The sequence below is a fragment of the Salmonella enterica subsp. diarizonae genome (assembly GCF_008692785.1).
Classification (GTDB): Bacteria; Pseudomonadota; Gammaproteobacteria; order Enterobacterales; family Enterobacteriaceae; genus Salmonella; species Salmonella diarizonae.
Genome location: NZ_VXJV01000006.1, coordinates 266,009 through 279,971, shown reverse-complemented (window position 1 = coordinate 279,971; position 13,963 = coordinate 266,009). Strand labels below are relative to the sequence as shown.

Sequence of the window (13,963 nt, the reverse complement as noted above, 5' to 3'; positions counted from 1 at the left end):
TCGTAGGCAGAGCCTGTCAGTTCAGACGAACCGGCATCCCGGAACGATCCTGAACCGCCTGTTGTACGATGGTCTGATCAACGTCAGGCTCGTTGGTGACGGCCAGGATACTCTTATTAAGCGTGATCGGCACCGCTTCCTTACCTTCAAACTGCGCTTCCGTCGTTGACAGCGGGTTATGCACCTCAATGTAACGGCTGCCGTCCGGCTCGGTGGTGGCTTTTACCGGTTCATCAATAAACTGCACGCGGGTGCCGACCGGCACATTTTCAAACAGGAACTTGATATCGTCGTTGCGCAGACGCACGCAACCGTGGCTCACGCGAAGCCCGATGCCGAAGTTGGCGTTGGTGCCGTGAATAGCATACAGGCGACCAATGTACAGCGCGTACAGGCCCATCGGGTTATCCGGGCCCGCAGGCACTACGGCAGGCAGTGGCTCGCCGGCAGCGGCGTATTCAGCGTGCATTTTCGCCGTAGGCGTCCAGGTCGGACCGGCTTTTTTACGTTCAACTTTGGTCGTCCAGTTGATAGGCGTGTCTTTACCTAACTGACCGATCCCAATCGGCAGGACGATAACGGTGTTCGTGCCTTTAGGGTAGTAATAGAGGCGCATTTCCGCGCTATTGATGATAATGCCTTCGTGGACGGTATCCGGCAGGATCAGTTGTTGCGGAATATTCAGCACAGTACCGCCCTTCGGCAGGAAGGTATCCACGCCAGGGTTGGCTTCCAGCATGTTGGACAGTCCCATCTGATACTCCGCGGCGAAATACTCCAGCGGTTGGGTATTGCCCTCCGGAACGGTGATGACCTGATTTTGCCCAATTAAACGACTGCCATCGGTAGGCAGCGGGTAAGTGACTGCTGAGGCTGTTTTACAAAAACCAACTACAGCGAAAGCCGCCGCGAAAAGCGTTGTTAATTTCATATTCATGTTATGCGAGATTCTGTGCCAAGCAGGCTAGTGGGTTGAGAATTCTGTCATGTTGGGAGCGCATTATAGGTGCATTCCAGTAAACAGGGAATTCAGATGTGTACGAAATCACGTTTTTTTCCCCTTACGGTTCAGTGTAGCCCTTTGTCACAGGGCGCGATCTTATTTCAGACTTGTGGCATAATAAGCGGTTTGTCACATCTTTTTTCAGGATAAGCCTGTGTTAGTTTCCAGCAACGTTACCATGCAGTTCGGCAGTAAGCCGCTGTTCGAAAACATTTCCGTCAAATTTGGCGGCGGCAACCGTTACGGCCTGATCGGCGCCAACGGTAGCGGAAAGTCCACTTTTATGAAAATCCTCGGCGGCGACCTGGAGCCGACGCTGGGCAATGTTTCCCTCGATCCGAATGAGCGCATCGGTAAGCTGCGTCAGGACCAGTTCGCTTTTGAAGCGTTCACCGTACTTGATACTGTCATTATGGGACATGGCGAACTGTGGGAAGTCAAACAGGAGCGCGACCGTATCTACGCCTTGCCGGAAATGAGCGAAGAAGACGGTTATAAAGTCGCCGATCTGGAAGTAAAATACGGCGAGATGGACGGTTATTCCGCTGAGGCGCGCGCGGGCGAACTGCTGCTGGGGGTGGGCATCCCGCTGGAGCAGCATTACGGTCTGATGAGTGAAGTCGCGCCAGGCTGGAAATTGCGTGTGCTGCTGGCGCAGGCGTTATTCTCTAATCCGGACATCCTGTTGCTCGACGAACCGACCAACAACCTGGATATTGATACTATCCGTTGGCTGGAGCAGGTGCTGAACGAGCGCGACAGCACGATGATCATCATTTCGCACGACCGTCACTTCCTGAACATGGTCTGTACGCATATGGCGGATCTGGATTACGGTGATTTGCGCGTCTATCCGGGTAACTATGATGAGTATATGACGGCGGCGACCCAGGCGCGTGAACGTCTGTTGGCCGATAATGCGAAGAAAAAAGCGCAAATTGCCGAGCTGCAATCTTTCGTCAGCCGTTTTAGCGCCAACGCTTCTAAATCGCGTCAGGCAACGTCGCGCGCGCGGCAGATCGATAAAATCAAGTTGGAAGAGGTGAAAGCCTCCAGCCGTCAGAACCCGTTCATCCGTTTTGAGCAGGATAAAAAACTGTTCCGTAACGCTCTGGAAGTGGAAGCGCTAACGAAAGGTTTTGATAACGGTCCGCTGTTTAAAAATGTCAATTTGCTGCTCGAAGTCGGTGAGAAGCTGGCGGTACTCGGCACCAATGGCGTGGGTAAATCTACGCTGCTGAAGACGCTGGTTGGCGATCTGGACGCCGATCACGGCACCGTTAAATGGTCGGAAAACGCGCGTATTGGTTACTACGCGCAGGACCACGAATATGAATTCGAAAATGACCTGACGGTGTTTGAATGGATGAGTCAGTGGAAGCAGGAAGGCGACGACGAGCAGGCAGTGCGCAGTATTCTGGGCCGCCTGCTATTTAGCCAGGATGACATCAAAAAGCCTGCGAAAGTACTCTCCGGTGGCGAGAAGGGCCGTATGCTGTTCGGCAAGTTGATGATGCAAAAGCCGAATATCCTGATCATGGACGAACCGACTAACCACCTGGACATGGAGTCGATCGAGTCGCTGAATATGGCGCTGGAGCTGTATCAGGGCACGCTGATCTTTGTTTCACACGACCGTGAGTTCGTCAGCTCGCTGGCGACCCGCGTCATTGAAATTACGCCGGAGCGCGTGGTGGACTTTAGCGGCAACTACGACGATTATTTGCGTAGTAAAGGGATTGAAAGCTAAAAACTGACGCCCGGTAGCGCTACGCTTACCGGACCTACGTATCCTGACGCGTAGGTCCGGTAAAACGACAATATTTACTACCGTGCCCACTCACTCCTGTCTTCATTATTTACCCGCAGCTTGCGTTTTTCTCCTGGCGGTAATGATACCTGCAGTGTTTGCCACGCCGGGCGATAATCGCCGCGCGCGTTTATCGTCAGATCAATCGTCGTGGCGGTACAGACCATCTCCCATTCCAGCCACAGCGCGTGACCTTCCTTATACCCCCATGACTCGCCGTCATCCTCAAACAGTAGTCCTGACGATACGTCTGCGCCTTTCACCGGGAACAGTTTTAGCTCACGCGAGGTATCTTTAGCCGCGTTCGTGTAGGAGATGCGATCGCTCAGCGGCAGTCCCGCGCCTGCGCGTACCAGCAGCGGCAGTTTTTCCAGCGGCGCGTCGACGATAATCCACTGACCGCCGCTGAACCACGCGCCAGTGTAGAAATCATACCAACCCGTTTCGTTGTCCGGCAGCCAGAGGCGGCGCTGACGTTCGCCCGGTATGACGACACTTGCGACCAGAATATCGCGTCCCAGCAGGAAGTCGTCGCACTCCTCAAAAGTCTGCGCGTCGTGCTCGTGGTCGAGGAAAGTAGGGCGCAGCATCGGCTCATCGTCGGCATGCGCCAGCCATAACAGAGTGTAGAAGTAGGGCAACAGACGGTAGCGTAGCTCAATGGCGCTGCGAATCGCTGGTGTGACGCCCGGATACATCCACGGTTCGTTGACCGTATGGTCGTCGTTCCACGAATGGATAGTAAAGCGTGGGTGCATCACGCCGTTCTGTACCCAGCGCACAAATAGCTCCGGGTCTGGTTTATCGCCGGAGAAACCGCCGACGTCGTGGCCCAGGTTATACAGCCCGGAGAGGCTCATCCCCAGCCCCATGCGAATGTTGTAGCGCAGGGTATCCCAACTAGTGCGGTTATCGCCGCTCCATGTTTGTACGTAGCGCTGCATCCCGGCGCAGCCTGAACGGGAGATCAGATACGGGCGTTTTGTCGGCGCAAAGCGTTGCTGCGCTTCCATCGACGCGCGGATCATCAACAGCGGCATCACCGGGCGAATATGTTTAATGGCTATCTCATTGCCAAAGCCGTGGCAGCGCGCTTCGCCGTCCCACACTTCAAATTCGTTGTTATCGTTCCAGGTGGCGTCGATGCCCATCTCCAGCAATTGCGTGGTAATGCCATTCTGCCACCAGGCGACAGTTTGCGGGTTAGTAAAGTCGAGATTGGAGCCTTCATCATCCCAGAAACTGGAGCGTTCCGGCGTATCGTTTTCGGAGTCGCGGATAAATAACCCTTGTTCCGCCACTTCGTGATAGCGCGGGTGATCCTGCAACAGGCACGGTTTGATGTTGGCCGCCAGATGTAGTCCCGCGTCGTGGAATGCCTGACTCATCACCTTCGGCTGCGGCACCTTGTCGTAGTTCCAGTTGAACACGTAGCGCTTGCCGTTAATCGAGGTATAACCTGAAGAGAGTTGGAAGGAATCACACGGAATGGCATGTTCGTCGCACAGGCGAATAAATTTCATCAACTGGTTTTGCGCATCCGACGCATCGGTGTAATGCATAGTCGAACCGCTGTAGCCCAGGCTCCACTTCGGCCCGAACAGCGTTTTCCCGGTCAGGCGAACAAAGGCTTTGGTGACGTCAAGCACACGCTCGCCGGTAAACAGGTAATAGTCGATATCGCCCGCTTCCGCCTGCCAGCGACGGTAGGCGGTGTGGTAGTTATCAATTTCATTGCCCAGATCCAGCCAGCAGCTACTGAGGTTGTCATAAAACAGCCCGAAGCTAACGTCATCGCGGCGGGTAATGGTAAACGGAATATGTTTATACAGCGGATCGGTGCTGACTGCGTTGTAACCCATCGCGTCAAGATTGCGCATTTCATAGCGTTTTCCGGTACGCTGTAGATCGCCTGCTTTATCGCCCAAACCATAAAAACGCTCGTCCTTACGGCGGTGTTGATAGTGGGCCACGCCGTCGCCGTGGGCGTTCAGCAGATAGGCGCCGGTTGGGCGGTCGTTAACCAATGGCTGCCACTTGCCTTCGTTATTGCGGTACTGCCATTCAATCCACAGCGGCTGGTGGACGGTAGCGCGCAGCGATTCGGTAGCGACAATCAGCGTACCGTCTTGCTGGCGTAGTGTCCAGGCGGGCAGGGTAAAGCCGCTGAGGTCTTCTCGCTTGCGGCCTTTCCACGGTACATCCTGCGCAGGAGCGATACTCCAGGTGCGGTCCAGCGCCAGTTCGCCTTTGCGTTTTATCAGCACACGAAACAGATTCTCCTCCAGCACGTAAAGACACAGCGTATGCTGGCCGTCGACCTGTAGTTCAACGTGGTGGGATAACTGTTTTTGCAATACCCAGTTCTTCAGCGTTTTCATATTTACATTCACTCTCAGGCGCGTTTTGCGCGACGTTCAGCAATAAAAGCGACCAGGAAGAAGGCGCCAATCAGGTCGAAGAAGCCCATGGCGATAAACAGCGGGTTGAAGCCAATTTTGTCGGCTGTCACCCCGATAATCAGGGAAAACAGAAAGCTCGCGATCCATGCGGCAGAACCGCGCATACCGTTAACGGTCGCCATTTGTCCCTTATCGAACGACTCCACGACCAGCGCGCTTAACATGCAGGAGATGATCTGATGGCCGAAGCCGCCGATGGAAATCAGGATGATGGTGATATAGGGACTTTTGGTGAAGGTGACGATCGCCAGTGAAATCATCAGAAATGCGCCGGTAACGGAGCTCGCGACGACCGAGTTGATGCGGGTAAAACCGAAAATACGGGTATAGAGCCTGGTCAGATAACCACTGGCAACGCTACCGAGATCGGCGGCGAGGAATGGCAGCCAGGCGAACATGGCGATTTGCTTAAGATCCATACCCAGCTCTTTTGACAGATATAACGGCACCCAGAAGCTCAGTACTGCCCAGGCGGGTTCCGCCATAAAAGCCGGGATAGCGATCCCATAGAAACGTTTATCCCTGGCGACCGTTTTTAACGCAGTGAGGAACGGTAATTTTATCGCCGGAGCTTCATTATCCTGGTGAATATAGTCCAGTTCACTCTGGCTCAGGTTCGGGTGTTTATCCGGCGTGTTATAGAATATCCACCACAGTATGACCCACAACATCGCCAGCACGCCGGCAAACATAAACGCGCCCTGCCAGCCAAAAGATGCATGGGCAAAGTAAATGATGGGCGGCGCCAACATTGCGCCGATAGAGAAGCCGACGCCTGCCCAACCCGACGCGATAGGGCGTTCGGATTTCGGGAACCATTCGCCAATGGTTTTAGCATTGGCCGGGGTCGCAGCCGCCTCCGCGCCGCCCATAAAAAAACGCAGAATAGCAAGCTGTAACCAGCTACCAGCGCCAGCATGAAGTAAGCAGGCCAGCGCCCACAATCCGGCGCAGATCATAAAGCCCAGCTTGAGGCCAATCACGTCAATTAGCCAACCGCACAGCGGCTGGAACAAGGTATAGGCTAGCTGGAACGCACCGACAATCCACGAATACTGCTCGGTGGTGATCCCCAGACTGCTTTTCAGTTCCAGCGCCAGAATGCCCAGCGAATTGCGAGTGATGTAGTTAACGGTGACGCCAAGCAAAAAGAGGATCAGCATCCACCAACGCAGATTTTTTACTACGCGGCGGGGTTTGCTGGCGGCCATATTATTATTGATGCCCTGGCTCATAAGGGTCTCCACGTAATGGTATAGGGCGCGGCGGAACAGTTGTTGAGAAAACGGTTACACCACATTATTTAACGTTTTGATTTTTATTATTTTATTTTTTGAAATTTCCACTATTACTGGGGGAAGCTGTTCTGTCAGTTCACAATAAGAGAGTGAAAAAGCGCCGAAAAGCGGGTTTTGTGCACGTTTTTTCATCACGCGCTACGCTAGGGTACAAACACCTTTTTCAGGTCAGGCAAGCCGGGTTTTTTTGGCTATGAAATTTCTTTCATTTCTGAATTTGAAGTGGATCACAAAATGGAAAAGAAGCTGAAAATCGCAGAAATTGCCGCACGCACCGGACTGTCTGCCAGTACGGTGTCGCGCGTGTTGTCCGGGAAATCAAATACCAGCGACCACGCGCGTAAAGAGGTTCTGGCCTGCGCCCGCGAGTTGGGGGTAATGGAAGGTATGGCCGCAGGCCGCCTGTTGCTTAACAATTTGCTTGTTTTCGCGCCGCCGCGGGCGTTTGATGAGCGACTGGATATTTTTTACTACCGCGTAATCCAGAGCATCAGTAAAGCGCTCGCGCCGCATGAAGTACGCCTGCGCTACTGTGCGCTGGAAGAGAACGACAGTGACCCGGCGCTGTTTCTGGCCAGAATGAATGATGCGGAGACTCAGGCGGCGATCCTGATTGGTATTGATGATCCGCATATTCACGATTTGGCGGTGGATCTCGCTAAACCCTGCGTATTGATCAATTGTCGCGATGATCGGATGCGGCTGCCCTTAATTGCGCCAGACCATCGTCTGATTGGCGCTTTTGCCGCCCGCTATCTTTTTGAGATGGGACATCGGGAGGTAATGAACGTCATGTGCCTGCGCCGTTACACGATGGAACAGCGTCTGGCGGGCATTAAAGAGTCATGGCGGCAGCACAACCTGGATTTTCTGGACGAGCGAGATTTACTGAATATCAGCAACTTCAGCGCTAAAGAAACGGAAGACAAGGTTGGAGCCTGGCTGGATGCAGCCGATGGAAGGCGGTTGCCGACCGCCTTGCTGGTCGGCGGTGATTTTATGGCGGCAGGCGCTATTAATGCGTTACGTCTTCGCGGCCTGCGCGTGCCGCAGGATATTTCAATTATGAGTATTGACGCGTTTAATCTGGCGGCGATCGAAGATGTTCCACTTACGGCGGTGCACGTGCCACGCGATGAGCTGGGCGTGGAGGCGGTACAGATGCTGCAACAGCGCCTGATCCGCCCGCATGCGCCCATCGGCTCGTTATTGTTGCATGGGCGTCTGGTGGTACGGGAGTCGGTACGACGGGTGCGCCCAGGCAAAGGACACACCATTGTCACAGGCGAGGGGCTGTACGACAGTCAAACGTCCATACCTAATGCCCGTTTGCCGTGAATATTCAGATCGCGCAGCGTGAAGCGCCCCTCCCAGGTTGTTTCATAGTCCTCGCGCGGGAAATCGCCCGGTGATGCGCCTGTCTCCAGCGCCGCTTTTACCTTACGCGCATAGGCCAGATTCTTCTCACACATTGGTGCGGCAGGAATGTACATCACATTACCCCAGCCCTGCTGATTTTCGACGGGGGCGACGGAGTGGATGATATCGCAATGCCACCACACGGAATCCCCGGCTTCCAGCGGCGGAATGCTGGTTAACGCCGCCATCAGTAAAGGATGCCACCGTTCCGAAACCGGCAGCACCCGGCCTGGCGCGACGCCGCATAATTCATCTTCCGGGACATCATCCAGTAGCGGGCGCAGCAGAATATACGCCATCGCCTCCGGGATAGGGACGACATGAAGCAAGCCCTGACCGGGCAGCATATCGGAGAGCGCGGTCCAGCCCTGGAAGGTGCGAAATACCGAGCATTTTGTGGTGTTATCCACCGTATACTCTTCAACTTCGGTACGGTGCGCCGCATTCCAAGGATCGTACTGCTCGACATTGCCGTTAAACACGCTGGCGAATACCTGCTGATAGGCTGGCAACAACCAGCGTTCCAGCGCGCCGGAGTCGGTATGCGCTCCCAGCCCTTTGGACGTGGTGCCCGGCGGGCGGCGACGGATACGATCCGGGTAAATTATGCTGATATCCGGATTAAACCATCGCTTGCCGTCGCGTTCTACCTGCCACAGGCGGTTGAGGAACGACTGCGCCAGCGCCATCTCTTCACTTTGGCGGGCCTGCATTTGCGCCTGCGACCAGTAGACAGGATAGATTTCAGGCCGGGAGGCGCTCAGCGTACCGAAAAAATTATCCCCCGGTCCTTTATACACCTCGTCAAAATGGTTCTTGTCCAGATAGTCGAGCATCGACTGGTCCCATGCCAGCGCACGTTCGCGTGGAAAATGACCTTTAATTACCGCGCACCCGCGGCGCTTAACCTCGTCGCGGGTGGCATCGCTAATGTTGCCCATCGCCAGTTCGCTAAAAGGTATCATCGGCCATATCGGCTGTCCCTGCGCCTTTAGATCGTTAATTTCCGCCACCCGGGCTGCTATGGTGGCGCTCAGACGGTCGAACACTGCCTGCACGTCGCCGATTTGCGCGCGTAGCGCCTGCTTCATCTGACGAATAGCCGCTTTTGGGTCGGTGGGCAGCGTTTCGTGGGTAAAAGGAATCGTCATATTAACCTCACTAACTTTCGTTCGAAGGTAAAATTCATTACATGTGATACTTTAAGTTAAAATAAAGTTAATGCAAGTTTAAAATATTGCAGGGGATCACAAGGCGGAAAGCGAGATGAAAACGTAGGGGGGGTAGGACGCTTTAATGTCTTATGCGGCTATTCCTTTCGTTCAGCCACTTTTCATTCGAAATAAATTTGTGGTTCTGCTCACATTGTTATTAAAATGTTTCTGGTCGCAGTTACAGCCAGGAGCTTAAGTATGACCGTTAACGTTGTCGTTACCGATATGGACGGCACTTTTCTCGACGATGCCAAGCAGTACGATCGTGTACGCTTCATGGCGCAGTATCAGGAACTGAAAAAACGTAATATCGAATTTGTGGTCGCCAGCGGTAACCAGTACTACCAGTTGATCTCCTTCTTCCCCGAACTGAAAGACGAAATTTCCTTCGTCGCAGAAAATGGCGCGCTGGTGTATGAACATGGCAAGCAGTTGTTTCACGGGGAGCTAACCCGGCATGAATCGCGTATTGTGATTGGCGAACTGCTGAAAGATAAGCAGCTTAACTTCGTCGCCTGTGGTCTGAAAAGCGCTTATGTCAGCGAAAATGCTCCCGATACTTTCGTGGCGCTGATGGCCAAACATTATCACCGCCTGCAGCCGGTAAACGATTATCACGACATTGACGATATCCTGTTTAAGTTTTCCCTGAATTTGCCCGATGAACAAATTCCGCTGGTTATCGACAAACTGCACGTATCTCTGGATGGCATCATGAAGCCCGTCACCAGCGGCTTTGGTTTTATCGACCTGATTATCCCGGGACTGCATAAAGCGAATGGCATCAGTCGCCTGTTAAAGCGCTGGAACAGGTCACCACAGAATGTCGTCGCCATTGGCGACAGCGGTAATGATGCGGAAATGTTGAAAATGGCGCATTACTCTTTTGCCATGGGCAATGCCGCAGACAATATCAAAGCGCTTTCACGTTATCACACTGATGATAATAACCATCAAGGCGCGCTCAACGTCATTCAAGCCGTGCTTGACGGCACCGCTCCCTTCTGATTAACAGACCTGCGTAGGCGCTGTTAAGCGCAGCGCCATCAGGCAGTTCGGACATATTGCCGGATGGCGCCAGGGTACATTACAGCATATGTTCGGTACGGGCGATGATATCGTCCTGCGCATCCGGCGACAGCGCGGTGAAGAAAGCGGAGTAACCTGCCACACGCACGACCAGATCGCGGTACTGGTCAGGATGTTTTTTCGCATCCAGCAGTGTTTCGCGCGATACGATATTGTACTGAATATGCCAGCCTTTATGCACCTCAAAGAACGTCCGTAGCAGAACCATCAGTTTCTGTTTGTCGGATTCGTTTTCCAGCGTCGTTGGGTTTAGTTTCTGGTTGAGCAGCACGCCGCCGAGAATTGAACCGGTAGGTAATTTACCTACGGAACCAATCACCGCCGTCGGGCCGAGATGATCCGTACCTGACGCAGGGCTTGCGCCTTCCGCCAGCGGCGTATGTGCTTTGCGACCATCCGGGGTTGCCATGGTCGCGGCGCCAAACGGCACGTTTGCTGAGATAGATGACGTACCGGCGTAATAGTTGCCGCCGATAGGGCCACGACCATAGCGCGGGTTATGATATTGCTTCAGCTCATCAATATAGGTCTGATAAGCGCGCGCCAGCAGAGTATCGACACTATCATCATCGTTGCCGTACTTCGGTGCGCCGTTAATCAGACGGTGGCGCAACTGTTCATGGGTCAGCCCGTCAAAGTCATCGGCCAGCGCGGCGGCAAGCTGCTGTTGACCGATAACGCCCTGTTCGAAGACCAGTTTTTTCACGGCGGCGAGGCTGTTGCCCAGGTTGGCGATACCGACCTGGAGACCGGATACCCAGTCATATTTAGCGCCGCCTTGCTTGATACTCTTCGCGCGCTCAATACAGTCATCTACCAGCGCCGAGCAGAGAATATCGTGGACGTTCTCTTCCAGCATGGTGTCGACCACATACTCAATTTCGATCGATTTGCGCGTGTAGTAGCGTATTTGGGTATCCCAGGCAGCCATCACTTCATCAAAATTGTTGAAGTTGCCTGCGGAAAGCGCCTTTTCCTGCGGCAGAAATACCTTGCCGCTGGTGGCGTCGCGACCGCCTTCCAGCGCCGCCAGCATGACGCGGGCGAAGTTAATAAAGCTCATGCCAGTGCAGCGATAGCCCCATTTCCCGCCGACGGCGGTTTCGATACAGCCAATCGCCGCGTAATCGTAAGCGTCCTGCGGTTCGATCCCCAGCTTGATAAATTCCGGGATGACGATTTCATCATTGTTAAACGCCGGCATCCCAAAGCCACAGCGGATGACCTGGACGCAGGCGTCGAGGAAATCGTTACTCATTCCGGCGTGATAACGCACACTGAGGTTTGGCTGGGTAGAACGCAGACGACCGCAGGACTCCAGAATGGCGTAAGAGAGCGGATTCACTGCGTCCATTGGCTGTCCGTTGGTGAGATTCTGACCGCCAATGGTGACGTTTTGATATAGCGGGCTGCCCGCGGAAGCTTTAGAGTGCGAACCGGAACGGATCTTGTTTACTTCCAGCAGTTTCAGCCAGCAGCTATGCAGCAGTTCAATGGCGTGTTCACGATCCAGCGTCTGGTTTAGCTCGACATCGCGACGATAATAGGAGTAGAGATATTGGTCCATACGACCAAACGACACCGAGTGACCATTAGACTCAATTTGCAGAATCAGTTGGATGAAGTAGCACAATTGCAATGCTTGCCAGAAAGTCTGCGGCGGTTCGTGAGCAATCGCCTCGCAGTTTTCCGCGATGGTGAGTAGCTCTTTACGACGGCTTTCGCGGGTCTCTTCGCCCGCCATCTGGCGCGCCAGCTCGGCAAAGCGCGTGATGTGCTGGCTTACCGCGTCCAGCACAATATCAATCGCCTTCAGGAACTGCTCGCCATGCAGATCTTCCAGTACGGTCAGGTTGATGCGTGATCGACGTTCGGCGACTTTATCGCGCAGGCCATCAAGTCCTTTTTCCAGCAGCAGCGGGAAGTTCACCGCCAGGTGCGCATCGCCGGAGGTCATATTGCCTTCGGCTTTGATAATGCCAGTCGCCAGCAGCCCCTTTTGTTCATCGGTAAACATACCGTAGCAGCGATCCTGGACGGTTTGGCCGCGCCACCACGGGCAGACGTCATGCAGAATACGTTTGTTTTCTTCACTTACGGAAAAACCCGCGCCGGGCCTGTCCGCCAGGGCGTCGATCTCTTTTTCAATCCACGAGACGGTATATTCCGGGAAAATTGGCGCGGCCCGAACTTCGCTTGCCTGGTTGCCGACGATCAGTTCATCATGCTTAATCCAGATAGTGCGTTCCGCCAGGTGATGGGCCAGCGCCAGCGCACGGCGTACCGGAATCGGTTTATCCAGATGCTGCTGATACATTTCGGTATAATGCTGCGCGCGTTCGGTACAGACCGGTGGTTTCACGATATGTACCAGCGCGGTTTTGTGCGCCTTAATGCGGTCGCTGAGCGTGTCCAGTTTCAGTTGGGTCATGATAATTATCCTCGTAGGGTCGCGGTTAAACCTTTTTGGCAGGCGTACTTCTGGGCAAAATCAAGTAACGCCGGCGCATCCAGTGGTTTATCCGGGGCATGATAGGGCTGACTGAGTAAGTGGTATTTATTGATGCCCAGCGTGTGGTAGGGCAGAAAATGAATTTTCCCGACGTGCAGTTCGTCGGCGGCAAAGTCGGTAATGGCTTTAATGGCCTCCTCATCGGCATTAAATCCCTGAATCAGCGGGACGCGAATCATCATTTTTTTACCCGCGGCGGCGAGTTTCCTGAGATTTTCCAGCACCCGCGAGGCGCTGCCATCGGTCCACTGCTTAAACGGCCCGTCGGCGACATGTTTCAAATCAGCCAGAAACAGATCGATATAAGGCAGTGAGGGCGCAATGTATTTCCATGGGACATGCAGACAGGACTCAACCGCAGTATGAATACCGGCGTCATGGCTGGCTTTAAACAGCTCTGCCGCCAGTTCTGGCTGCATAAACGGTTCGCCGCCGGAAAGCGTAAGACCGCCGCCGCTGCGATCGTAAAAAGGTTTATCGCGCAGTACTGTCGCCATGATCTCATCTACGCTTTTTATTTCGCCGCACACGGTTAACGCCTGCGTGGGGCAGCAATGCGCCAGGATAGAAAAATGGGCGTCGGTCAGTTTCTCGCGATGGATGAGCAAGCCGTTTAGCGCGCGCTCAATGACTTCCGGCGCGGCTTGCGCGCACAGGTCGCATCCTTCGAGACACAGGCGCGCATCGTATAACAGATCCTGAGCGCGGGCGCGGCTTTCCGGGTTCTGGCACCAGCGACAGCCCAACGAACAACCTTTGAGAAATACTACGGTACGGATGCCGGGGCCATCGTGGGTAGAATAGCGCTGAATATTGAAGATCATAAACGGCCTCTCTTATTTCATATAAAGATTAAATTACTTTCGAATGAAAGTTATCTTGATGTACATCAACGAATGGAGTGGTTCTGACAGAGAGGTGTTAAACGAGGTATAACATCACGGATTGAGACTGTGGTATGGCGTTTAGGATTATGCCGCACTGGCGTATCGCGCTGCTTAAGCCGATCGTCAGTGGGAGCTCATGGGCGTAGTGGGTAAGCTGGCTTCGCTTCTGATGACAGGTTGCGCTAATGACAGCCAGCTTAAAACGCTGCTTAATTATCTGTTGATGCAGCACGGCCATAAACCGTGCTTCGGTATGTTTATCCGCAAAG

9 protein-coding genes are annotated in these 13,963 nt (G+C 53.9%); 3 read left to right on the top strand and 6 right to left on the bottom strand.

Annotated elements, in window-relative coordinates:
* Positions 1-16: 16 nt before the first annotated feature.
* Positions 17-937: a L,D-transpeptidase gene (ldtB, locus tag F4V72_RS14425; RefSeq protein WP_023246511.1), complete on the bottom strand. Its 921-nt coding sequence runs from the start codon at positions 935-937 to the stop codon at positions 17-19.
* Between the two features lie 220 nt (positions 938-1,157).
* Here ldtB and F4V72_RS14420 point away from each other — a divergent pair, with 220 nt between their 5' ends.
* The gene (locus F4V72_RS14420; protein WP_000961434.1) at positions 1,158-2,753 is read left to right on the top strand and encodes an ABC-F family ATPase; all 1,596 of its coding nucleotides are present in this window, start codon (positions 1,158-1,160) and stop codon (positions 2,751-2,753) included.
* Between the two features lie 77 nt (positions 2,754-2,830).
* On the opposite strand, the gene F4V72_RS14415 is transcribed toward F4V72_RS14420, so the two are convergent.
* Both F4V72_RS14415 and F4V72_RS14410 read right to left on the bottom strand, forming a co-directional pair.
* On the bottom strand, positions 2,831-5,194 hold the full coding sequence (locus tag F4V72_RS14415) for a glycoside hydrolase family 31 protein (RefSeq protein WP_085347530.1): 2,364 nt from the start codon (positions 5,192-5,194) through the stop codon (positions 2,831-2,833).
* 14 nt (positions 5,195-5,208) lie between these two features.
* A complete protein-coding gene (locus tag F4V72_RS14410) occupies positions 5,209-6,510 on the bottom strand; it encodes an MFS transporter (protein ID WP_136058393.1) in 1,302 nt (433 codons plus the stop codon).
* 297 nt (positions 6,511-6,807) lie between these two features.
* On the opposite strand from F4V72_RS14410, the gene F4V72_RS14405 reads away from it, so the two are divergent.
* Positions 6,808-7,911: a LacI family DNA-binding transcriptional regulator gene (locus F4V72_RS14405; RefSeq protein ID WP_023246514.1), complete on the top strand. Its 1,104-nt coding sequence runs from the start codon at positions 6,808-6,810 to the stop codon at positions 7,909-7,911.
* On the opposite strand, the gene F4V72_RS14400 is transcribed toward F4V72_RS14405, so the two are convergent.
* Positions 7,878-9,143, bottom strand: a complete 1,266-nt coding sequence (locus tag F4V72_RS14400) for a DUF1479 domain-containing protein (RefSeq protein ID WP_023246515.1) — start codon at positions 9,141-9,143, stop codon at positions 7,878-7,880. The two genes, F4V72_RS14405 and F4V72_RS14400, sit on opposite strands and share 34 nt — an antisense overlap.
* Before the next feature lie 261 nt (positions 9,144-9,404).
* Between F4V72_RS14400 and F4V72_RS14395 the strand changes: the two genes are divergently transcribed.
* Positions 9,405-10,214, top strand: coding sequence for a Cof-type HAD-IIB family hydrolase (locus tag F4V72_RS14395; protein ID WP_023246516.1), 810 nt, complete (start codon positions 9,405-9,407; stop codon positions 10,212-10,214).
* Positions 10,215-10,293: 79 nt separating this feature from the next.
* Here the strand turns inward: F4V72_RS14395 and F4V72_RS14390 are convergent, their stop codons facing one another.
* On the bottom strand, positions 10,294-12,726 hold the full coding sequence (locus F4V72_RS14390) for a glycyl radical protein (protein ID WP_023246517.1): 2,433 nt from the start codon (positions 12,724-12,726) through the stop codon (positions 10,294-10,296).
* 5 nt (positions 12,727-12,731) lie between these two features.
* Positions 12,732-13,631 (bottom strand): glycyl-radical enzyme activating protein, encoded by a 900-nt coding sequence (locus tag F4V72_RS14385; protein WP_136058392.1) that lies wholly within the window; start codon positions 13,629-13,631, stop codon positions 12,732-12,734.
* Positions 13,632-13,963 lie beyond the last annotated feature (332 nt).

What these genes read in the sequence shown, in the direction of transcription:
- F4V72_RS14400 (WP_023246515.1), bottom strand. Translation starts at nt 9,143, where the DNA reads ATGACGATTCCTTTTACCCACGAAACGCTGCCCACCGACCCAAAAGCG.
- F4V72_RS14385 (WP_136058392.1), bottom strand. Translation starts at nt 13,631, where the DNA reads ATGATCTTCAATATTCAGCGCTATTCTACCCACGATGGCCCCGGCATC.
- F4V72_RS14415 (WP_085347530.1), bottom strand. Translation starts at nt 5,194, where the DNA reads ATGAAAACGCTGAAGAACTGGGTATTGCAAAAACAGTTATCCCACCAC.
- F4V72_RS14395 (WP_023246516.1), top strand. Translation starts at nt 9,405, where the DNA reads ATGACCGTTAACGTTGTCGTTACCGATATGGACGGCACTTTTCTCGAC.
- ldtB (WP_023246511.1), bottom strand. Translation starts at nt 937, where the DNA reads ATGAATATGAAATTAACAACGCTTTTCGCGGCGGCTTTCGCTGTAGTT.
- F4V72_RS14405 (WP_023246514.1), top strand. Translation starts at nt 6,808, where the DNA reads ATGGAAAAGAAGCTGAAAATCGCAGAAATTGCCGCACGCACCGGACTG.
- F4V72_RS14390 (WP_023246517.1), bottom strand. Translation starts at nt 12,726, where the DNA reads ATGACCCAACTGAAACTGGACACGCTCAGCGACCGCATTAAGGCGCAC.
- F4V72_RS14410 (WP_136058393.1), bottom strand. Translation starts at nt 6,510, where the DNA reads ATGAGCCAGGGCATCAATAATAATATGGCCGCCAGCAAACCCCGCCGC.